This window comes from Streptomyces sp. CC228A, from assembly GCF_021390935.1.
Lineage (GTDB): Bacteria > Actinomycetota > Actinomycetes > Streptomycetales > Streptomycetaceae > Streptomyces.
Genome location: NZ_JAJPUI010000005.1, coordinates 479,477 through 499,222, shown reverse-complemented (window position 1 = coordinate 499,222; position 19,746 = coordinate 479,477). Strand labels below are relative to the sequence as shown.

The window sequence follows — 19,746 nt, the reverse complement described above, 5'->3', positions numbered from 1 at the left end:
GTGCCGCCGGGCGGTACGGGCGGACCGGGGGAGCAGCATGCGCGGCTGAACCCGAAGTACCTCTTCGACACGTTCGTGATCGGTTCCTCCAACCGGTTCGCGCACGCGGCGGCCGTCGCCGTCGCCGAGGCACCCGCCAAGGCGTACAACCCGCTCTTCATCTACGGGGAGTCGGGCCTCGGCAAGACGCATCTGCTGCACGCGATCGGCCACTACGCGCGGAGCCTGTACCCCGGCACGCGGGTGCGGTACGTGAGCTCGGAGGAGTTCACCAACGAGTTCATCAACTCCATCCGCGACGGCAAGGGCGACACCTTCCGCAAGCGGTACCGCGACGTGGACATCCTGCTCGTCGACGACATCCAGTTCCTGGCGAGCAAGGAGTCGACGCAGGAGGAGTTCTTCCACACCTTCAACACGCTCCACAACGCGAACAAGCAGATCGTGCTGTCCTCGGACCGGCCGCCCAAGCAGCTGATGACCCTGGAGGACCGGCTGCGCAACCGCTTCGAGTGGGGCCTGACGACGGATGTGCAGCCGCCGGAGCTGGAGACGCGGATCGCGATCCTGCGCAAGAAGGCGGTGCAGGAGCAGCTGAACGCGCCGCCGGAGGTGCTGGAGTTCATCGCGTCCCGGATCTCGCGGAACATCCGCGAGCTGGAGGGCGCGCTGATCCGGGTCACGGCGTTCGCGAGCCTCAACCGGCAGCCGGTGGACCTGGTGCTCACCGAGAGCGTGCTGAAGGACCTGATCCCCGGGGGCGAGGACACCGCGCCGGAGATCACCGCGGGCGCCATCATGGCGGCCACGGCGGACTACTTCGGGCTGACCGTCGAGGACCTGTGCGGCTCGTCGCGGAGCCGGGTGCTCGTGACCGCCCGGCAGATCGCCATGTACCTGTGCCGGGAGCTGACGGACCTGTCGCTGCCGAAGATCGGTGCGCAGTTCGGCGGGCGCGACCACACGACCGTGATGCACGCGGACCGCAAGATCCGTGCGCTGATGGCGGAGCGCCGCTCCATCTACAACCAGGTGACGGAGCTGACCAACCGCATCAAGAACGGCTGAGCAGCCGCTCGCCGGCGCTTGCAGGGCGCCCCGGGACTCGTCCCGGGGCGCCCTGCGCCGTTTCCCGGCGGGGGCAGGACGCCCTGCGGGTCGCGGGACGCCGGGAGGCAGGGGTGCGGACGGCCGAGCGGAGCAGGCGGGGCCGCGCAGCCGGTGCGCGAAGCCGGCGCGGCACGGCGAGGGCCCGGCGACCGGGGCGGCACGGCGAGGCAGGCGACCGGTGGGGCGTGGTGTGGCCGGCGACCGGTGGGGCGTGCCGCCCCGCGGCGGCACCGGCGAGACCCGCGGCCGGTGTGGGAGCGGGTGCGCGTCGGCTTCCACAGGCGGTGCGCAACCAACCGGGATGTTCGAATAGCTGTGTACGACACCCCGTTCTCCACAGATCCGTGGGTGATCCTTCATCCACAGGGTGGGGATCCCGGAGTTATCCGGACGTCGTCCACAAGGGGGGTGGGTCCAGGATCATCAGGGCAGGTCAGAGGTCTGTGGAATTGTGGCCGACGATCCTCCACAGCCTGTGGACAGACAGTCCGTCCACCGACCCCGCCGACCGTTGTCCACCGGCGGCCCACAGGTACGGTTCCATGGTCCACAGCTTCTCCACACCGCTGTCCACTGTTCGGCAACGAAACACCCCGCCTCACCGGCCGGAGTGAAAGCGGTCACACGAAGTTGCCCGGTTGGGCTGTGGGGAACCGGGGTAAAGCTGGGGACAGGACTGGGGAGAACTGCGGCCTGCCTGTGTATCGGGTGTGCACAACCCGGCGGCGTCCACAGCGGACGCCAGTTGTCCACGGGCCCCACCCACAGGGGCGGTGGACAAAAAACGCGGCGTGACCTGGGAAGACGGGGTTATCCACGGTTTCCACAAGCCCTACTACTACTCCCACACAGAGTTAGCGCTGAATCCGTTGGGAAGCGGGGCCTGTGCACAACTCGGCGCCGGAGCTCCGGCCGCGGCTCGTCCCGACTTGACCCCGAGCCGCACCGAGTGTCGGTGGCGTACGTCAGACTGGACCCCGGCATCCACACATCTGCTGCCGCAGCTGCCGCAGGGGAACCGATGCCGACGAGGAAGGCCAGCAGAGCGAGCCAGTAACAGCAGGAGGCGGCTAACGGTGAAAATCCGGGTGGAGCGCGATGTACTCGCGGAGGCGGTGGCCTGGGTGGCCCGCAGCCTCCCGGCCCGGCCGCCCGCGCCTGTGCTCGCGGGCCTTCTCCTGAAGGCGGAGGACGGCGCCCTCAGCTTCTCCAGCTTCGACTACGAGGTCTCCGCGCGGGTCTCCGTCGAGGCCGAGGTCGAGGAGGACGGCACGGTCCTGGTGTCCGGCCGCCTGCTGGCAGACATCTGCCGCGCACTTCCCAACAGGCCTGTGGAGATCTCCACCGACGGCGTGCGGGCGACCGTGGTCTGCGGTTCCTCCCGCTTCACACTCCACACCCTGCCTGTGGAGGAGTACCCGGCGCTGCCGCAGATGCCGACCGCGACGGGCACCGTCCCCGGTGAGGTCTTCGCCTCCGCCGTCTCCCAGGTGGCCATCGCCGCGGGTCGCGACGACACGCTGCCGGTCCTCACCGGTGTGCGCATCGAGATCGAGGGCGACACGGTCACGCTGGCGTCCACCGACCGCTACCGCTTCGCGGTCCGCGAGTTCCTGTGGAAGCCGGAGTCCCCGGACACCTCAGCCGTCGCCCTGGTGCCCGCCAAGACCCTCCTGGACACCGCGAAGGCGCTCACCAGCGGCGACTCGGTGACTCTGGCGCTGTCCGGCTCCGGTGCCGGCGAGGGCCTCATCGGTTTCGAGGGCGCCGGCCGCCGGACCACCACCCGGCTGCTCGAAGGCGACCTGCCGAAGTACCGGACGCTGTTCCCGACCGAGTTCAACTCCGTGGCGACCATCGAGACGGCGCCGTTCGTCGAGGCCGTCAAGCGCGTGGCGCTGGTCGCCGAGCGCAACACGCCGGTGCGGCTGAGCTTCGAGCAGGGCGTCCTCATCCTGGAGGCCGGCTCCAGCGACGACGCACAGGCTGTGGAGCGTGTGGACGCGCAGCTGGAGGGGGACGACATCTCGATCGCCTTCAACCCGACCTTCCTGCTGGACGGGCTGAGCGCCATCGACTCCCCGGTGGCGCAGCTGTCCTTCACGACGTCGACGAAGCCCGCGCTCCTGAACGGCAAGCCGGCCGTGGACGCCGAGGCCGACCAGGCGTACAAGTACCTGATCATGCCGGTGCGCCTCAGCGGCTGAGCGGGGCCGGAGCGGCCGGCAGGACCGCGGCCGCTCCGCTGACCGCTCTGCGGCGTGCCGCCTCCCGCGGCACGCCGAGTGAGCGCCTGACCCCACAGGTGTGCGCCGGTGCCCGGGCGTAATCTCGGACACGGGTACGAACTCGCACACGACGCGTAAGGAAGATCTGATGGAGCTCGGTCTCATCGGCCTTGGCAAGATGGGCGGCAACATGCGCGAGCGCATCCGCCGCGCGGGCCACACCGTCGTCGGCTACGACCGCAACGCCGACATCGCCGACGTCCACAGCCTCGAGGAGCTGGTGGGCAAGCTCAAGGGCCCGCGCGTCGTGTGGGTGATGGTGCCGGCCGGTGAGGCCACCCAGTCCACCATCGACGCCCTCGGGGAGCTGCTGTCCCCCGGCGACGTCGTCGTGGACGGCGGGAACTCGCGGTGGACGGACGACGAGAAGCACGCGGAGCAGCTGGCCGCCAAGGGCATCGGCTTCGTCGACTGCGGCGTCTCCGGCGGTGTCTGGGGCCTGGAGAACGGCTACGCGCTGATGTACGGCGGCGACGCCGAGCACGTCGCGAGGGTCCAGCCGGTCTTCGACGCGCTCAAGCCCGAGGGCGAGTTCGGCGCCGTCCACGCCGGCAAGGTCGGTGCGGGCCACTTCGCCAAGATGGTCCACAACGGCATCGAGTACGCCATGATGCAGGCCTTCGCCGAGGGCTGGGAGCTGCTGGAGGCCGCGGACTCGGTCACCGACGTCCGCGAGGTGTTCCGCTCCTGGCAGGAGGGCACGGTCATCCGTTCCTGGCTGCTGGACCTGGCGGTCCGCGCCCTGGACGACGACGAGCACCTGGACCAGCTGCGCGGCTACGCCCAGGACTCCGGCGAGGGCCGGTGGACCGTCGAGGCCGCGATCGACCACGCCGTGCCGCTGCCCGCCATCACGGCGTCGCTCTTCGCCCGGTTCGCGTCCCGCCAGGACGACTCCCCGCAGATGAAGATGATCGCCGCGCTGCGCAACCAGTTCGGCGGCCACGCCGTCGAGCCGAAGAAGTAATCCACAGGCTGTGCACCGTCCTCCCCGCGGGGCGGACGGTGCACGGCCGCCACGCCGGGGGAAGGTCGGCGCCACACACCATGCACGTCACGCATCTGTCGCTGGCCGACTTCCGCTCGTACGCCCGGGCCGAGGTGCCTCTCGACCCGGGCGTCAGCGTTTTCGTCGGGCCCAACGGCCAGGGCAAGACCAACCTCGTCGAGGCGGTCGGGTACCTCGCCACACTGGGCAGCCACCGCGTGTCCTCGGACGCCCCGCTGGTACGGATCGGAGCCGAGCGGGCGGTGATCCGCGCCGCCGTACGGCAGGGGGACCGGCAGCAGCTGGTCGAGCTCGAACTCAACCCGGGCCGCGCCAACCGCGCGCGCATCAACAGGTCCTCGCAGGTCAGACCGCGGGATGTGCTGGGGATCATCCGGACGGTGCTGTTCGCCCCCGAGGACCTGGCGCTGGTCAAGGGCGACCCCGGCGAGCGCCGCAGGTTCCTCGACGAGCTGGTCACGGCCCGCGCGCCCCGCATGGCCGGGGTGCGCGCCGACTACGACCGGGTGCTCAAGCAGCGCAACACCCTGCTGAAGTCCGCCGCCCTGGCCCGCAGGCACGGCGGCCGCGCCATGGACCTGTCCACACTCGACGTCTGGGACCAGCACCTGGCCGCCGTCGGCGCCGAGCTGCTGGCCCAGCGGCTGGACCTGATCGCGGCGCTGCAGCCGCTGGCCACCAAGGCGTACGAGCAGCTCGCGCCTGGCGGCGGCCCCGTGCTGCTGGAGTACAAGGCGTCCGCGCCGGGGCCGGGCAGCACGCGCGAGGAGCTGTACGGTCTGCTCCTCGGCACGCTCGGCGAGGTGCGCAAGCAGGAGATCGAGCGGGGCGTCACGCTCGTCGGGCCGCACCGCGACGACCTGGTGCTGATGCTGGGGCGCATGCCGGCGAAGGGGTACGCGAGCCACGGCGAGTCCTGGTCGTACGCGCTGGCGCTGCGGCTCGCGTCGTACGAGCTGCTGCGCTCCGAGGGCAACGAGCCGGTGCTGGTCCTCGACGACGTCTTCGCCGAGCTGGACACCCGGCGCCGGGAGCGGCTGGCGGAGCTCGTCGCGACCGGGGAGCAGGTGCTGGTGACGGCGGCGGTGGACGACGACGTGCCCGGCGCGCTGGCGGGGACGCTGTACGCGGTGGCGGAGGGGTCGGTGGAGCGCGCATGACCACACCCGCACCGCAGGAGCCGCAGGCCGCGGCCGCGCCGGCACCCGCTCCGTCCGGCGTGGACCTGGCCCGGGTGGCGCTGCGCGCCGCGAAGGAGCAGGCGAAGGCCAGGGGCGCGGCGGCGCAGCAGAAGAAGCAGGCCAAGCGCGGCGGAGGACTGCGGTCCGGCGCGCGTGCCGACGGGCGCGACCCGCTGCCGCTGGGCGCGGCGATCAACCGGCTGATCACCGAGCGCGGCTGGGAGGCGCCCGCCGCGGTCGGCGGCGTCATGGGCCGCTGGCCGCAGATCGTGGGCGAGGACCTGGCCAAGCACTGCGTGCCGGTGCGGTACGACGACGACCCGGACGTGCGGGTGCTCACCATCCAGTGCGACTCCACGGCGTGGGCCACGCAGTTGAGGCTGCTCGCCCCCACGCTGGTGGCGCGGCTCAACCAGGACCTCGGGCACGGGACCGTACGGTCCATCAAGGTGCTGGGGCCGGGCGGCCCCCGGCGCGGCTACGGGCCGCTGCGGGCGCCGGGCAGCCGGGGGCCCGGCGACACGTACGGCTGACGGGAGCGCCGCCGCGGCTGCCCCGGCCTTTTCGGCCAAGGCCGCGGTGGCGCCGGGTGCCCTGCCCTGGTGGCCGGGGAGAACTCCCGGCGCGGTGGGCGGGGCGCGTACCGGCACCGGGAGACGGGCAGGGGCGCTGCGGCCCGGTGATACGGAGCCGGGGATTCCCACAGGGGGATTCGGCCACCTGTCGGTGCACCGTGGCCGGTGTTCGATTCATGTCGGGCTCCCGTCGTGCGGGGCCGGTGGCGACGGCAGGCGGGGCCGCGTCGGCGGGCGGCGGTGAACAGGCGGGTGACCTGCTGCGTAGGACGTTTCGAGGGCGGGCCGCCCGGTCGGCGCGCGCAGGGTGGGTGAGGTGTCGCTCACCGTCGCGGGCGGTTGACATGCCGAAGCGCTGAGTGCCCGTGTGAGCCTCTTGGAGCCCCGTCCCGGATATGGGGAGTCGTCCGGGTCCGGTTCAGGGCGGCACATGCGGACTCAGGTACCGGCAAACCCCCATGAGTGTCAGTGCTACCGGTAGACTGGTAAGTAATCCCGCCCACTGCGGAACATGTCGAACGACGCAGCCACCTCCGGGTCCCCGGAGAGGTGGCCAGCGCTGTGCCAGAAAGGGCGCTTCGTGGCCGATTCCGGCAACCCCAACGAGAACATCCCGTCCACTGCCGCCGGCGAGAGCGGCGAAGCCCCGAACGCCGGCGGCTCGTCGTACGACGCCAGCGCGATCACGGTCCTTGAGGGTCTGGACGCGGTCCGCAAGCGACCCGGCATGTACATCGGCTCGACCGGTGAGCGCGGACTGCACCACCTGGTCTACGAGGTCGTCGACAACTCCGTCGACGAGGCGCTGGCCGGCCACGCGGACGCGATCGACGTCACCATCCTGGCCGACGGCGGAGTGCGCGTCGTCGACAACGGCCGCGGCATCCCCGTGGACATGCACCCGGTGGAGAAGAAGCCGGCCGTCGAGGTCGTGCTCACCGTGCTGCACGCGGGCGGCAAGTTCGGCGGCGGCGGCTACGCCGTCTCCGGCGGTCTGCACGGCGTCGGCGTCTCCGTCGTCAACGCGCTGTCGAGCCGGGTCTCCGTGGAGATCAAGCGGGACGGCTACCGCTGGACCCAGGACTACAAGATGGGTGCGCCGGTGGCGCCCCTGGCCCGGCACGAGGAGGTCTCGGACTCGGGTACGTCCGTGACGTTCTGGGCCGACCCGGACGTCTTCGAGACGACCGACTACTCCTTCGAGACGCTGTCGCGCCGCTTCCAGGAGATGGCTTTCCTCAACAAGGGCCTCACGCTGACGCTCACCGACGAGCGGGAGTCCGCGAAGGCGACCATGAACGCCGACGACCCGGACGCCGCCGAGTCGGCCGAGGAGGCCCCGGCGCGCACGGTGACGTACCACTACGAAGGCGGCATCGTCGACTTCGTCAAGTACCTCAACTCCCGCAAGGGCGAGCTGGTCCACCCCTCCGTGATCTCCGTCGAGTCGGAGGACAAGGAGCGGATGCTGTCGGCGGAGATCGCCATGCAGTGGAACTCCCAGTACACCGAGGGCGTGTACTCCTTCGCGAACACCATCCACACGCATGAGGGCGGTACGCACGAGGAGGGCTTCCGCGCCGCGCTGACGGGTCTGGTCAACCGGTACGCCCGTGACAAGAAGCTGCTCCGGGAGAAGGACGACAACCTCACGGGCGAGGACATCCGCGAGGGTCTGACGGCGATCATCTCCGTCAAGCTGGGCGAGCCGCAGTTCGAGGGCCAGACCAAGACCAAGCTGGGCAACACGGAGGCGAAGACCTTCATCCAGAAGGTGGCGCACGAGCACCTGACGGACTGGTTCGACCGCAACCCCAGCGAGGCCGCGGACATCATCCGCAAGGCGATCCAGGCCGCCACCGCCCGGGTCGCCGCCCGCAAGGCGCGCGACCTGACGCGGCGCAAGGGGCTGCTGGAGTCGGCCTCGCTGCCGGGCAAGCTGTCCGACTGCCAGTCGAACGACCCCACCAAGTGCGAGATCTTCATCGTCGAGGGTGACTCCGCCGGCGGCTCGGCCAAGTCCGGCCGCAACCCGGAGTACCAGGCCATCCTGCCGATCCGCGGCAAGATCCTGAACGTCGAGAAGGCACGCATCGACAAGATCCTGCAGAACCAGGAGATCCAGGCGCTGATCTCCGCCTTCGGTACCGGAGTCCACGAGGACTTCGACATCGAGAAGCTGCGCTACCACAAGATCATTCTGATGGCGGACGCCGACGTCGACGGCCAGCACATCAACACGCTGCTGCTGACCTTCCTCTTCCGCTTCATGCGGCCGCTGGTCGAGGCGGGGCACGTGTTCCTGTCGCGCCCGCCGCTCTACAAGATCAAGTGGGGCCGGGACGACTTCGAGTACGCGTACTCCGACCGCGAGCGCGACGCCCTGATCGACCTGGGGCGCCGGCAGGGCAAGCGGATCAAGGAGGACTCGATCCAGCGCTTCAAGGGTCTCGGCGAGATGAACGCCGAGGAGCTGCGCATCACCACCATGGACATCGAGCACCGCGTGCTCGGCCAGGTGACCCTGGACGACGCCGCCCAGGCGGATGACCTGTTCTCGGTGCTGATGGGCGAGGACGTCGAGGCGCGCCGCTCCTTCATCCAGCGCAACGCCAAGGACGTCCGCTTCCTCGACATCTGAGTCGGTCTCGGCTGACCGTACGAAAGGACTGATCACCGGCCATGGCCGACGAGAACACCCCCGCGACCACGGAGGCCGCGACCGAGGAGGACACGCAGCTGCGCATCGAGCCCGTCGGGCTCGAGACGGAGATGCAGCGCTCCTACCTCGACTACGCGATGTCCGTCATCGTGTCGCGTGCGCTCCCCGACGTCCGCGACGGCCTCAAGCCCGTCCACCGGCGCGTGCTGTACGCGATGTACGACGGCGGATACCGCCCCGAGAAGGGGTTCTACAAGTGCGCCCGCGTCGTCGGCGACGTCATGGGCACGTACCACCCGCACGGTGACACGTCGATCTACGACGCGCTGGTCCGCCTGGCGCAGCCCTGGTCGATGCGGATGCCGCTGGTGGACTCCAACGGCAACTTCGGCTCCCCGGGCAACGACCCCGCGGCCGCCATGCGCTACACCGAGTGCAAGATGGCGCCGCTGTCCATGGAGATGCTCCGGGACATCGACGAGGAGACCGTCGACTTCCAGGACAACTACGACGGCCGCAACCAGGAGCCGACGGTCCTGCCGTCCCGCTTCCCGAACCTCCTGGTCAACGGCTCCGCGGGCATCGCGGTCGGTATGGCGACCAACATCCCGCCGCACAACCTGCGCGAGGTCGCCGCCGGCGCCCAGTGGGCGCTGGAGCACCCCGACGCCACGCACGAGGAGCTGCTCGACGCGCTGATCGAGCGCATCAAGGGCCCCGACTTCCCCACCGGCGCCCTCGTCGTCGGCCGCAAGGGCATCGAGGAGGCGTACCGCACCGGCCGCGGCTCCATCACGATGCGCGCGGTCGTCCAGGTGGAGGAGATCCAGAACCGGCAGTGCCTGGTCGTCACGGAGCTCCCGTACCAGGTCAACCCCGACAACCTCGCGCAGAAGATCGCCGACCTCGTCAAGGACGGCAAGATCGGCGGCATCGCGGACGTCCGCGACGAGACGTCGTCCCGCACCGGCCAGCGCCTGGTCATCGTCCTGAAGCGGGACGCGGTCGCCAAGGTCGTGCTGAACAACCTCTACAAGCACACGGACCTGCAGACCAACTTCGGCGCGAACATGCTCGCGCTGGTCGACGGCGTCCCGCGCACCCTGTCCCTGGACGCGTTCATCCGCAACTGGGTGACGCACCAGATCGAGGTCATCGTCCGCCGCACCCGCTTCCGGCTGCGCAAGGCGGAGGAGCGCGCCCACATCCTGCGCGGTCTGCTGAAGGCCCTCGACGCCATCGACGAGGTCATCGCCCTCATCCGGCGCAGCGACACCGTCGAGGTGGCCCGCGAGGGCCTCATGGGCCTGCTGCAGATCGACGAGATCCAGGCCAACGCCATCCTGGAGATGCAGCTGCGCCGCCTGGCCGCCCTGGAGCGCCAGAAGATCGTCGCCGAGCATGACGAGCTGCAGGCGAAGATCCACGAGTACAACGGCATCCTGGCGTCCGAGTCCCGCCAGCGGCAGATCGTCAGCGAGGAGCTCGCGCAGCTCGTCGAGAAGTACGGCGACGACCGCCGCAGCCAGCTCGTGCCCTTCGACGGCGACATGTCCATCGAGGACCTCATCGCCGAAGAGGACATCGTCGTCACGGTCACCCGCGGCGGCTACATCAAGCGCACCAAGACCGACGACTACCGCGCCCAGAAGCGCGGCGGCAAGGGCGTGCGCGGGGCGAAGCTGAAGGAAGACGACATCGTCGACCACTTCTTCGTCTCCACCACCCACCACTGGCTGCTGTTCTTCACCAACAAGGGCCGGGTCTACCGCGCCAAGGCGTACGAGCTGCCGGACGCCGGCCGGGACGCCCGCGGGCAGCACGTGGCCAACCTGCTGGCCTTCCAGCCCGACGAGCAGATCGCCCAGATCCTGGCCATCCGCGACTACGAGGCCGCGCCGTACCTGGTCCTCGCGACGCAGGCCGGCCTGGTGAAGAAGACGCCGCTGAAGGACTACGACTCGCCCCGGTCCGGCGGTGTCATCGCCATCAACCTGCGGGAGCGGGAGGACGGCGGTGACGACGAGCTGATTGGCGCCGAGCTGGTCTCCGCCGACGACGACCTGCTGCTCATCAGTAAGAAGGCGCAGTCGATCCGGTTCACGGCCACGGACGAGTCGCTGCGCCCGATGGGCCGCGCCACCTCCGGCGTCAAGGGCATGAGCTTCCGCGAGGGAGACGAGCTGCTGTCGATGAACGTGGTCAGGCCCGGTACCTTCGTCTTCACGGCGACGGACGGCGGGTACGCCAAGCGGACGTCCGTCGACGAGTACCGCGTCCAGGGTCGTGGCGGCCTCGGCATCAAGGCTGCGAAGATCGTGGAGGACCGCGGTTCGCTCGTCGGCGCGCTGGTGGTCGAGGAGACCGACGAGATCCTCGCCATCACGCTGTCCGGTGGTGTGATCCGTACGCGAGTCAACGAAGTCAGGGAGACCGGCCGTGACACCATGGGCGTCCAGCTGATCAACCTGGGCAAGCGCGATGCCGTCGTCGGCATCGCACGGAACGCCGAGGCCGGGGCCGAAGCCGAAGAGGTCGAGCAGACCGCGGAGGCGGACGGCGCGGCCGAGGGGGCGGCGGCCGAGGTAACCGAGGCGGCCGGGGGCACGGAGCCCTCGACCGGGGAGCACGACGAGGAGTAGAGCGTGAGCGGAGCCACGGGCACCGGGTCGGCCGGAGCGGCCGCTTCAGGAGCCGCCGCTTCAGGACAGAGCGGTGCCCGTGGCCCCGCCACGGACTCCCAGGGGGTTGCGGTGACCGACAACCGGGGCGGCACGCCCCCGCACGACACCTACGACGACGGCGGGCCGCTGCCCGGCGCCCGGCCGTCCGCCCGGCAGGCGACGCAGCCGTACCACCCGCCCCAGGCGTACGACGCCCAGGGCACCGGTGGCACGCGGCTGCCGCGTACGGGTGCGAAGACCACCCCGCGCACCCGGAAGGCGCGGCTGCGGGTGGCCAAGGCCGACCCCTGGTCGGTGATGAAGGTCAGCTTCCTGCTGTCCATCGCCCTGGGCATCTGCACGGTCGTCGCAGCCGCCGTGCTGTGGATGGTCATGGACGCCATGGGCGTCTTCTCCACGGTCGGCACCACCATCAGCGACGCCACCGGCTCCACCGGCAGCAACGGCTTCGACCTCCAGGCCTTCCTGTCGCTGCCGCGCGTGCTGATCTTCACTTCCGTGATCGCCGTCATCGACGTGGTCCTCGCCACCGCGCTGGCCACGCTGGGCGCCTTCATCTACAACCTGGCCGCCGGCTTCGTGGGCGGTGTGGAGCTCACCCTCGCCGAGGACGAGTAGCGATTTTGGCGGGAGCCGTCCCGTGCGCTAATCTTCAGGGGTCAGCGCGCGGGACGCCCCGCCAAAGCGCCGAGGGGCTATAGCTCAGTTGGTTAGAGCGCATCCCTGATAAGGATGAGGCCACAGGTTCAAATCCTGTTAGCCCCACAGTTGAAGCATGAGAGTAGAGGGCGTCTCCCCAGGCGGGAGGCGCCCTCTCTCCGTTTTCGGGGTCGGCGGACCGTTGGTCTGCGTCGGTCTGGCCGGGGACGGAGGGGAGACGGACAGCATGATCGTCTCCCAGATTTCTCCCAGCCTGCCGTGCCTGACCCACTACTCGGGAGCCGCTAGCAGCCTCGTGAGAGGGCGGTACCGCCCTCTGAGGCGACGGCAAGAGACCCGACGCTCAGGATTCCGTACGGCTCCGCTCCTCGCCCTCCTGGCGCGCTGAGGGCAGCAGGAGGTCGCGCTCCGGGTGCTTCTCGCCCGTGACGCGTCCGTCGACGCCCAGGTCCACCCGGGCGGCTTCGTGGAAGTTGTTGATCGCCCGGAACACGGCCCGATTCCGTCGGCGCCACTCCTCCAGGGTCCCGACGACCTTCCCCCCGGCCTGCCAGTCGACTTCCAGGGCGACGGCATTCAGATCGTGCGCGGCCTCCACTACGTCGTCACCGCCGAGGAGCATGATCCGCTCGAAGGCCCGGCCCCGGAGCCGAGCGGCATCCGCCATCTCCTCCACCATCTCCGGCTCGCCCTTCTCGCTGGGGCGGATCCCCTCGCGGTGCTCGTAGAGCTGCACGGCCAGGAAGACGCCCGCCCGCACCCGGTCGACGTATCCCTCGTAGGCGTCGAGCTTCTTGCTGTCCCACCGGGTCACGAGATCGTGGCGCTTGCGCTGGCGCTCCATGGCGTAGGTCGTGAGGTGCGTGGTTAACGCCCCAAGAAGCACGGCTGCGATCGTGACCCACTGTTCGGAGTCCCCCACGGTGTCCCCCTGGCCCGCCCACTCATCCTGATGTGTCCTGAGGAGCTTAGGAGTGAGGGCACGTGACTGTCCGGAGGTTCTGCACAAGGGCCGAAACGCGGGGTGCCGCCGCTCGGCACGTGCTTGGCAGGCACGGGGTTCGACCAGCGGCGTAGATTGGCCGGGCAGCCCCGGGATCGCCTGGCGCTGGCGGAGGGGGTACCCCGTGAGTGGTACCGCAGTGGAGATGCTGGTCACGCTCAGCCGTCGCTATGTGCGCGACGCACCCGGCGTCTTGGGCAAGGGTGCCTTGGTCGGCAACTATCTGAGTTCCTACCTGCGGGATCACCCTCGTCAGCGCGTCGCTGAGACCCGCTTCGGAGCGCGGCTGGCCCTGGACACCCGGGACCTCATCCAGCGGTACATCTACCTGTTCGGGGTCTGGGAACCGCATATGACGCGGTGGCTGCGGGGGCGGCTGCGGCCCGGTGACACGTTCGTTGATTTGGGCGCCAACATCGGATACTTCAGCCTGCTCGCCTCGCGGCCGGTTGGGGAGCGGGGGCAGGTTGTTGCCGTGGAGGCGTCTCCCGTGTTTCACGGGCGGCTGATGGATCACGTTCGGCTGAACGGCTGCACCAACGTTCGGGCGGTGAACGCCGGGGTCTCGGACAGTGCGAGGACGCTGAGCTTCGTCCTGGCCAGTTCGCACAATCTCGGGTCGAACAGCATCGTCCCGTACGACGGGCCGGTGGAGTCCTCCTTCGAGATCGGGGCCAAGTCACTACCGGATCTGTTGGAGCCGGAGGACATCGCACGTGCTCGTGTGATCAAGATCGATGTGGAGGGCGCGGAGGGTAGCGTCGTGCGCGGGCTGGAGCCCATCCTTGACGAGCTGAGACCGGATGCCGAGATCACCGTCGAGGTCACCCCAGAGCGGATGGCCAAGCTCGGGGACTCAGCGGACGAGTTGATCGAGACGATGCAGCGGCACGGGTTCCACGTCTACCGGCTGGCCAACGACTACGCCGCTGGCAGCTATCCGGCCGCTATCCGTGGGCCAGCCCGCGTCCCGGTTCGGTGGCGTGGGCCGGTCACCTCCGAGAGCGACCTCGTCTTCTCCCGCATCGACGCCGAGACGCTTCCCTGATACGCCGAAGGCCGGGCCCCTCAGGTGCGAGAGACCCGGCCTTCGTCGAGGGCTGCTAGCCGTTGTCGGGCGCGGCCGTCGAGTCGTCGGCGTCGTCCTCCGCGGTGCAGAGACGCGACAGTCGCTCACCGCGGCTCTCGGCCACGCGCTGAACGTCCCCCAGGAGAGCGGTCGCCTTCGCCAGAAGGAAGCGCAGTTCCCCCTTCGTGACACTGGGCTCGTAGAGCCTGGTCCGTGCGTGGGTGGCGTGCTCTTCGGCGGCGTCCAGGAGGTTCTCCTCGTACGCGTCGGCGTGCCGTGACGCCGTGCCGCCGTCTCCGTCGGCGCTGACGAAGCAGGGGTTGCCGGTCTCGGTCAGGAGACGGAGGTCGTACTCGGCCGCGGGAAGGACGAGTGTGCTGGGGTCGATGGTCACTGTGCTGCCTCGGCTTCCTGGACAGGGGTGTACGTGGTGAAGACGGCATCCGAGCGGTTCCCGGGCAGCACGAGTACGGCTGCCACAACCACCCGCCCGTCGGCGTCGGTTGAGGTTCGTTCGATCTCCAGCACCGCGGCCCGTGACGGCATGCGGAGGGTTCGGGACTCGTCCCCTGAGGCCGTCCGTGCCTTGACGCGTTCCACCGCACGGACGGTCGGCACACCGGCCTCCGCCAGGTGCCGTTCCACCTGGTCGCCCCAGGGGGACACCGGCTCGCCGGGGAGGTTCGTGGTCGCCAGGTCGGTCGGCACGTACACCTTGGCCAGACAGTACGGGTCGTCCTCGTGGAAGCTCAGGTGGGAGTACTCGATCAGGTGCGTCCCGGTGGGAACGCCCAGGAGCTTCGCGACGGTGTCCTGCGCCTCGATGCGGTCGGCACTGACGAAGACGCGCAGCCCGATGTTCTCGGCCGCCTGGCGGTCCGTGCCGTAGCTGATGCGCGGGTACGGCTGCCGGACGTAGTTGCCCTTTCCGTGGAACTTCTCGATGAGGCCCTCCAGTTGGAGCCTCTCCAGGGCCATACGGAGCGTCGGCATGCTGACGTTGTATTGAGCCACCAACGCTGATTCGGAGGGGAGCTTTGAACCGGCCGGGTATTCGGCCTTCTGGATGCGACGCCGCAGGTCGCCGGCGACCCGGTCGTAGAGCGTGGTCATGCGGTCAGAACCTCCGTACGGTGCGGAAGACGACGAGCCGGGTACGGGCGTGGACGCTCAAGGTCTCGCCCGAGGAGAAGATCAGGCGCCGCGCACGCCCGGGCAGGCGGATGACGTCCTTCACCCGGCACGGCTGCCCTCCGATCTGGATGATGTCGCCTCGCTGGATCGTGGTGGGGACGACCACGAAGGGCGTGACCTCGGTCCTGGGCCCGCGTCGGCCACGGTTGTGGCAGTCGCAGGCGCACGACTCGTAGCCCCTGGAGGTCGGCGGGGTGGCGCCATGGCGGTCCGTCTCACCGCAACGCGCGTGGAGGCGGGTGAGGCAGGCCCTGGAGACGTACGTGGTCGGCTTCGGCGCCGGACGTGCTTCTGTCACGGTGTGGCCTCCGTCGACACGTACGCGGGCAACAGCCGCACGTACGGCCTGACCAGGGCCGTCTCCTCGCCCTGGACGAGCCACCGCTCCCCCTCGGCGCGCGGGTACGCGCGAAGCGGGACCTGGCCGAGGGGCGCGGGGAGACGTCCCACCACCACATAGATGTCCGGGCGGATCGCCGTAGTGCTACGGCGATGCCTTCCGCGAGCAGGGAGACACCGCCCCATCGCCCTCAGGACGGATCGACGGATATCGTCGAACACGCAGATCAGCTCCTTGTCAGCTGATGGCCTGGTCCCCCAGCGGCACCGACCGCCGCGGGGGCCCTTTGCGTATGCCGGCCCACACGATGTGGGCCGCCGTGCTGCTGACAGCGAGGCCGAACCAGTCGGCTTCCTCCAGCAGCTCTAAGAGGTCTCGCCAGACCTCTGGCGAGACTGCTTCCGGTACCTCCGCTTCGATGCGTGTGTGGTCGGTGTGGTCGCTCAGACGTGGTGAGAACCCGATCCCGACGAGACGGGCGGAGAGGTCCTCGGCCCTGGCGTCGGGTGACAGCACGGGAAGGTCCTCCGTCATCATCGGATCACCATGAGTGAGGTTAGTTAACTAGATTAGAGCTAGTGGACTAGATTTTCCATATGTCTGAGCAGCCTCCGTACCTCCGCATCGCTGACGTGCTCCGACGGCGCATCGCGGAGCAGGAGTGGCGGCCGGGGGACCGTCTGCCTTCGCGTGCGCAGCTCGCGAAGGAGTGCGGCGTGGGCGACAACGTGGTCCGCCGGGCGCAGGAGTTGCTGATCTCCCAGGGCGTACTGGAGGGGCGGGCGGGCTCCGGTACGTACGTTGCCGAGCCGCGTCAGCGCGTACGGATGGTCCGCTCGCAGGCGCGCGAGGAGCGGGGAGGGTCGCCGTTCCGGGCGGAAATGGCCGCGCTTGGGCGGCGGGGCGACTGGGAGAGCCGGACGGAGGCGAAGGTCCCGGCGCCGGCGGACATCGCAGCACGGCTCGGCATCGCTGAGGGTGACCTGTGCGTCCGCACCTCGTACGAGTTCCTCGCGGACGGCAAGCCCGTGCAGCTATCGACCAGTTGGGAGCCGTACGACCTGACGGCGGGCACGCTGGTGGTCCTACCGGAGGGCGGCCCGTACGCGGGCAAGGGCGTCATCGACCGCATGGCGCAGATCGGCATCACGGTCACCCGCGCCGTGGAACAGCCCGAACCGGGACAGGCGACGGCTGAGGAGGCTGCTCTGCTCGGGGTCCAGAAGGGCGCCTTGGTGACACGGATTCAGCGGACGTACTACAGCACCGAGGGGCGCGCCATCGAGACCGCGGACATCGTCCTGCCCGCCTCCTTGTGCGAGATCGTCTATGAAGTGGCCGCACGTAGCTGAGCGTCAACCCCTCGGACCGAGGAGACAGACACGGGAGGTCCCGATGATTCCTTTAGCCCCCTGGGAAAGGAACCTCAGATGATCCTCAAGAGCATGGTCATTTGGGGTGGGCGCGGGCTAGCGTCTCCTTGACCGAAACACAGCGGCGCGACCGGCCGCTGGATTGGGGGAGAGTTATGGGACGTATGAAGCGCACCATGAGCGTAGCCGCAGCCACACTTGTCATGGCTTCTGGGATCGGCCTTACTGGCGCAACGCAGGCGTCTGCGCGGGAGTGCCACTACCCGACGAAGTCCTGCAACTGGGAGCCGACCAAGGCGCTCTGCGAAGTCAACGGGAAGATCGTAAGTCAGCTCGGAAAGGCCCCGAGTGCGCTGCCTGAGCCCTATAAGAGCCGCCTGAAGCGGTGCACGTCCTGGGGTTGGCCTAGCCGCGGCTGATATTCACCTCGAGGGTGTTGAGGATAGCGTCCACGTGTCTTCACGCGGACGCTATCCGTATTTTCATTCTCCCTGTTCTGAAGTGATCGACAACGGCACAGGGAACACCGTCAACGACCATGACCCCAAGGCCTTCGGGTCAGCATGCGCCTTCAAATGGGTACCGCCACTGCAGGTACGCCAAGGACCTGGCGCGGGACTCGATGACCGCCATACGGGCGTCCCGCTCGGCGGTATCCGTGTGGGCCGCCTGGCTGGTGGCCTGGCCGGGCCACTTGCGGTACAGGAGGCCGACGTCGGGGGTGAACCAGCCGCGGCTGGTGGCGTTGAGGGCCAGGAGGAGGCCGGTGTCCTCGGAGGCGGGGAGGGCCATCCAGCCGCCGAGGGCGATCAGGAGATCCCGGCGGACGAAGAGGGTGGCCGGGTGTACCTGGGCGCGGTAGTTGTTGGCCTTCCAGAAGTCCAGGACCGCGTCGCGCTCGATAGGGCCCGGCTCCGGGTCGCCCGGGAAGCCCGCCGTGGAGCCGTCGGGCAGGAGGTCCAGGACGCGGGACGTCGCCCAGCCAAGGGTCGGGTCAGCCTCCAGGGCGGCCAGGTCGCGGGCCAGGCACCCGGGGGTGAGCTGGTCGTCGGCGTCCAGGATCTTGACGTAGTCGCCGTCTGCGTGGGCCAGGGCCATGGTGCGGGCGACGCCCGGGCCCCCGGGGCGGCCCTGGCGGAACGTGACGCGCTTGTCGTCCTGGGGGACGTACGGCTCGACCTCCTCGGTCGTGCCGTCCTCCTGGATCAGCCAGTGCCACTCCCAGCCGTCAGGGAGTTCCTGCGCGCGGATCGACTCGTACGCATCCGGCAGGAAGTGCGCGGAGGGTGCGTGGACGGCCGTGACGATGATGATGCGCCGGGCCACGGCACTCACCACCTTTCCAGGGAAGTGGTGAAGCGCAGTTCCGTGCGGTCGCCGGGCAGGGTGACGTCCGACAACTCCACGACGCGGTCATCGGTGTCGTACGAGGTCTTGCGGAGCACGAACACCGCGGTGCCAGGCGGGAGTTCCAGTTCCTCCGCCTCTTCGGGCGTGGGTGGACGGGCCGTCACCCGCTCCTCGATGCGGTCCAGCTCGATACCCACGGTGTAGAGCTGGTTCTGCGTGCCCCCGGGCCACGGTTCCTTCGCCTCGTCCAGGAGTTCCGGGTTCCCCGCGGCCACGCCGTGGACGAGATAGGACGTGACCAGGGCGAAGGGCGCCGTCTCGGCGGCGTAGCGGGTCCGGTAGGTCCGCTCCAGCATGAGTGTGCCCACAGGAATGCCGAACGCCTCCGCGATCCCCTCGGACGCCCCGACCTCGCGGTACGACGCGCGAAAGACCAGGTCATCGACTTCCAGGCCCGTGTCCCGCTCGGTGGCACCAGTCGTCGCCCGGCGCTCCACCGGCTCCTTGACCCGGTCCTTCTCCCACTGGTGTCGCAGGTTGTCGCGCAGCACCCGCGTACGGGGCCGGCGGACGAAGGTGCCCCGGCCATGCTGTTTCTCGATGAGGCCTTCCGTGGCCAGGACCCGCAGCGCCTCACGGATCGTCGGGACGCTCCTCCGGTACTGCGTCGCGAGCGCGTCCTCCGATGGAAGGCGATCACCCGGCTTGCGTTGACCTGCGCGGATGGACTGGCGGATGTCGTCCGCGATCCGCTCGTACGCCTTAGCCATCGTGATCACCGTTCCTCAGCCGGGCGGGCTCAGCATACGACTCCTAAAGAGGTCTTGACGACCTGAGGAGAGGTAGGTCATAGTCTCCTCAACTCCTAAAGAGGTCTTGATGACAAGAGGTCTTAAGGAGTTGTTGGCCTATGCCTGAAAGGGGATCGCATGCTGTTAGTCGTCGGTGATGTCGTTCGCGACCACCGGGATTCGGCGTTGGGGATCGTGGCCGGTCTGGCCGAGGCGCCCGGTCCGAACCTCGTGGTCGTCCGCATGTCCGGCGGGTTCGTCCGCCTCTGTGAACCGCACGTGTTGCACCTTGTCGCCCGGCGCTCCAGGCCTCTGACCAAGAGCCAGAGCATCGCCGTGACGATCGCCGTCCTCTGCGCGGTGACGGCCGCGTACCTTGGCGCCCGCGCGGCGTACGAGCTGGGTGAGCTGACCCCGGTTTCGTGGAGTCCCTGAAGCCAGGCTTATGATCCTGGCC

19 protein-coding genes and 1 tRNA gene are annotated in these 19,746 nt (G+C 69.3%); 12 read left to right on the top strand and 8 right to left on the bottom strand.

From position 1 onward, the window contains the following. The 9 genes from dnaA to L6E17_RS17715 form a co-directional block, all read left to right on the top strand. Window positions 1–1,068, top strand: a 1,068-nt coding sequence (gene dnaA, locus L6E17_RS17755) for a chromosomal replication initiator protein DnaA (RefSeq protein WP_236241712.1), incomplete at its 5' end; no start/stop codon positions are given. 1,118 nt (window positions 1,069–2,186) lie between these two features. Next, a complete protein-coding gene (gene dnaN, locus L6E17_RS17750; RefSeq protein WP_236241711.1) occupies window positions 2,187–3,317 on the top strand; it encodes a DNA polymerase III subunit beta in 1,131 nt (376 codons plus the stop codon). Between the two features lie 169 nt (window positions 3,318–3,486). Then, a complete protein-coding gene (gene gnd / locus L6E17_RS17745; RefSeq protein ID WP_236241710.1) occupies window positions 3,487–4,365 on the top strand; it encodes a phosphogluconate dehydrogenase (NAD(+)-dependent, decarboxylating) in 879 nt (292 codons plus the stop codon). A gap of 80 nt (window positions 4,366–4,445) precedes the next feature. After that, the gene (gene recF / locus L6E17_RS17740; RefSeq protein ID WP_236241709.1) at window positions 4,446–5,567 is read left to right on the top strand and encodes a DNA replication/repair protein RecF; all 1,122 of its coding nucleotides are present in this window, start codon (window positions 4,446–4,448) and stop codon (window positions 5,565–5,567) included. After that, complete coding sequence (locus L6E17_RS17735; RefSeq protein WP_236241708.1) at window positions 5,564–6,121, top strand: DUF721 domain-containing protein; 558 nt, start codon at window positions 5,564–5,566, stop codon at window positions 6,119–6,121. Before recF ends, L6E17_RS17735 begins: the two co-directional genes overlap by 4 nt. A gap of 553 nt (window positions 6,122–6,674) precedes the next feature. Beyond that, entirely contained in the window at window positions 6,675–8,804 is a 2,130-nt protein-coding gene (gyrB, locus tag L6E17_RS17730) for a DNA topoisomerase (ATP-hydrolyzing) subunit B (protein ID WP_236241707.1), read from the top strand. Between the two features lie 41 nt (window positions 8,805–8,845). Next, window positions 8,846–11,467, top strand: coding sequence for a DNA gyrase subunit A (gene gyrA, locus L6E17_RS17725; protein ID WP_236241706.1), 2,622 nt, complete (start codon window positions 8,846–8,848; stop codon window positions 11,465–11,467). A gap of 3 nt (window positions 11,468–11,470) precedes the next feature. After that, the gene (locus L6E17_RS17720) at window positions 11,471–12,127 is read left to right on the top strand and encodes a DUF3566 domain-containing protein (RefSeq protein WP_236241705.1); all 657 of its coding nucleotides are present in this window, start codon (window positions 11,471–11,473) and stop codon (window positions 12,125–12,127) included. 73 nt (window positions 12,128–12,200) lie between these two features. Next, a tRNA-Ile gene (locus L6E17_RS17715) sits at window positions 12,201–12,274 on the top strand. Window positions 12,275–12,512: 238 nt separating this feature from the next. Here L6E17_RS17715 and L6E17_RS17710 read toward each other — a convergent pair. Continuing rightward, window positions 12,513–13,091, bottom strand: coding sequence for a hypothetical protein (locus L6E17_RS17710; protein ID WP_236241704.1), 579 nt, complete (start codon window positions 13,089–13,091; stop codon window positions 12,513–12,515). A gap of 226 nt (window positions 13,092–13,317) precedes the next feature. On the opposite strand from L6E17_RS17710, the gene L6E17_RS17705 reads away from it, so the two are divergent. Next, window positions 13,318–14,220, top strand: a complete 903-nt coding sequence (locus L6E17_RS17705) for an FkbM family methyltransferase (protein WP_236241747.1) — start codon at window positions 13,318–13,320, stop codon at window positions 14,218–14,220. 55 nt (window positions 14,221–14,275) lie between these two features. On the opposite strand, the gene L6E17_RS17700 is transcribed toward L6E17_RS17705, so the two are convergent. The 5 genes from L6E17_RS17700 to L6E17_RS17680 form a co-directional block, all read right to left on the bottom strand. Then, window positions 14,276–14,635, bottom strand: a complete 360-nt coding sequence (locus tag L6E17_RS17700) for a hypothetical protein (RefSeq protein WP_236241703.1) — start codon at window positions 14,633–14,635, stop codon at window positions 14,276–14,278. After that, window positions 14,632–15,354 (bottom strand): GntR family transcriptional regulator, encoded by a 723-nt coding sequence (locus tag L6E17_RS17695; RefSeq protein ID WP_236241702.1) that lies wholly within the window; start codon window positions 15,352–15,354, stop codon window positions 14,632–14,634. The genes L6E17_RS17700 and L6E17_RS17695 overlap by 4 nt, the downstream gene beginning before the upstream one ends. 4 nt (window positions 15,355–15,358) lie before the next feature. Continuing rightward, on the bottom strand, window positions 15,359–15,733 hold the full coding sequence (locus L6E17_RS30595) for a hypothetical protein (protein ID WP_268985344.1): 375 nt from the start codon (window positions 15,731–15,733) through the stop codon (window positions 15,359–15,361). Continuing rightward, window positions 15,730–15,888 (bottom strand): hypothetical protein, encoded by a 159-nt coding sequence (locus L6E17_RS17685; protein ID WP_236241701.1) that lies wholly within the window; start codon window positions 15,886–15,888, stop codon window positions 15,730–15,732. Before L6E17_RS17685 ends, L6E17_RS30595 begins: the two co-directional genes overlap by 4 nt. Window positions 15,889–16,012: 124 nt before the next feature. Then, window positions 16,013–16,312: a hypothetical protein gene (locus tag L6E17_RS17680; RefSeq protein WP_236241700.1), complete on the bottom strand. Its 300-nt coding sequence runs from the start codon at window positions 16,310–16,312 to the stop codon at window positions 16,013–16,015. A gap of 59 nt (window positions 16,313–16,371) precedes the next feature. On the opposite strand from L6E17_RS17680, the gene L6E17_RS17675 reads away from it, so the two are divergent. After that, window positions 16,372–17,127 carry a GntR family transcriptional regulator gene (locus L6E17_RS17675; RefSeq protein WP_236241699.1) on the top strand — a complete coding sequence of 252 codons (756 nt, stop codon included), beginning with the start codon at window positions 16,372–16,374 and terminating at the stop codon, window positions 17,125–17,127. 579 nt (window positions 17,128–17,706) lie between these two features. Here the strand turns inward: L6E17_RS17675 and L6E17_RS17670 are convergent. Together L6E17_RS17670 and L6E17_RS17665 are read right to left on the bottom strand one after the other, a co-directional pair. Next, on the bottom strand, window positions 17,707–18,474 hold the full coding sequence (locus L6E17_RS17670; RefSeq protein WP_236241698.1) for a glycosyltransferase family 2 protein: 768 nt from the start codon (window positions 18,472–18,474) through the stop codon (window positions 17,707–17,709). 5 nt (window positions 18,475–18,479) lie between these two features. After that, window positions 18,480–19,268: a GntR family transcriptional regulator gene (locus L6E17_RS17665; RefSeq protein ID WP_236241745.1), complete on the bottom strand. Its 789-nt coding sequence runs from the start codon at window positions 19,266–19,268 to the stop codon at window positions 18,480–18,482. A 159-nt stretch (window positions 19,269–19,427) separates the two neighbouring features. On the opposite strand from L6E17_RS17665, the gene L6E17_RS17660 reads away from it, so the two are divergent. After that, window positions 19,428–19,724, top strand: coding sequence for a hypothetical protein (locus tag L6E17_RS17660; RefSeq protein ID WP_236241697.1), 297 nt, complete (start codon window positions 19,428–19,430; stop codon window positions 19,722–19,724). Window positions 19,725–19,746: the final 22 nt, after the last annotated feature.

Bases quoted from the DNA above. Each gene is read 5' to 3' on its own strand.
- L6E17_RS17660 (WP_236241697.1), top strand. From the start codon at position 19,428: ATGCTGTTAGTCGTCGGTGATGTCGTTCGCGACCACCGGGATTCGGCG.
- recF (WP_236241709.1), top strand. From the start codon at position 4,446: ATGCACGTCACGCATCTGTCGCTGGCCGACTTCCGCTCGTACGCCCGG.
- gyrB (WP_236241707.1), top strand. From the start codon at position 6,675: ATGTCGAACGACGCAGCCACCTCCGGGTCCCCGGAGAGGTGGCCAGCG.
- gnd (WP_236241710.1), top strand. From the start codon at position 3,487: ATGGAGCTCGGTCTCATCGGCCTTGGCAAGATGGGCGGCAACATGCGC.
- gyrA (WP_236241706.1), top strand. From the start codon at position 8,846: ATGGCCGACGAGAACACCCCCGCGACCACGGAGGCCGCGACCGAGGAG.
- L6E17_RS17665 (WP_236241745.1), bottom strand. From the start codon at position 19,268: ATGGCTAAGGCGTACGAGCGGATCGCGGACGACATCCGCCAGTCCATC.
- L6E17_RS17675 (WP_236241699.1), top strand. From the start codon at position 16,372: ATGTCTGAGCAGCCTCCGTACCTCCGCATCGCTGACGTGCTCCGACGG.
- L6E17_RS17705 (WP_236241747.1), top strand. From the start codon at position 13,318: ATGCTGGTCACGCTCAGCCGTCGCTATGTGCGCGACGCACCCGGCGTC.
- L6E17_RS17695 (WP_236241702.1), bottom strand. From the start codon at position 15,354: ATGACCACGCTCTACGACCGGGTCGCCGGCGACCTGCGGCGTCGCATC.
- L6E17_RS17735 (WP_236241708.1), top strand. From the start codon at position 5,564: ATGACCACACCCGCACCGCAGGAGCCGCAGGCCGCGGCCGCGCCGGCA.
- L6E17_RS17680 (WP_236241700.1), bottom strand. From the start codon at position 16,312: ATGATGACGGAGGACCTTCCCGTGCTGTCACCCGACGCCAGGGCCGAG.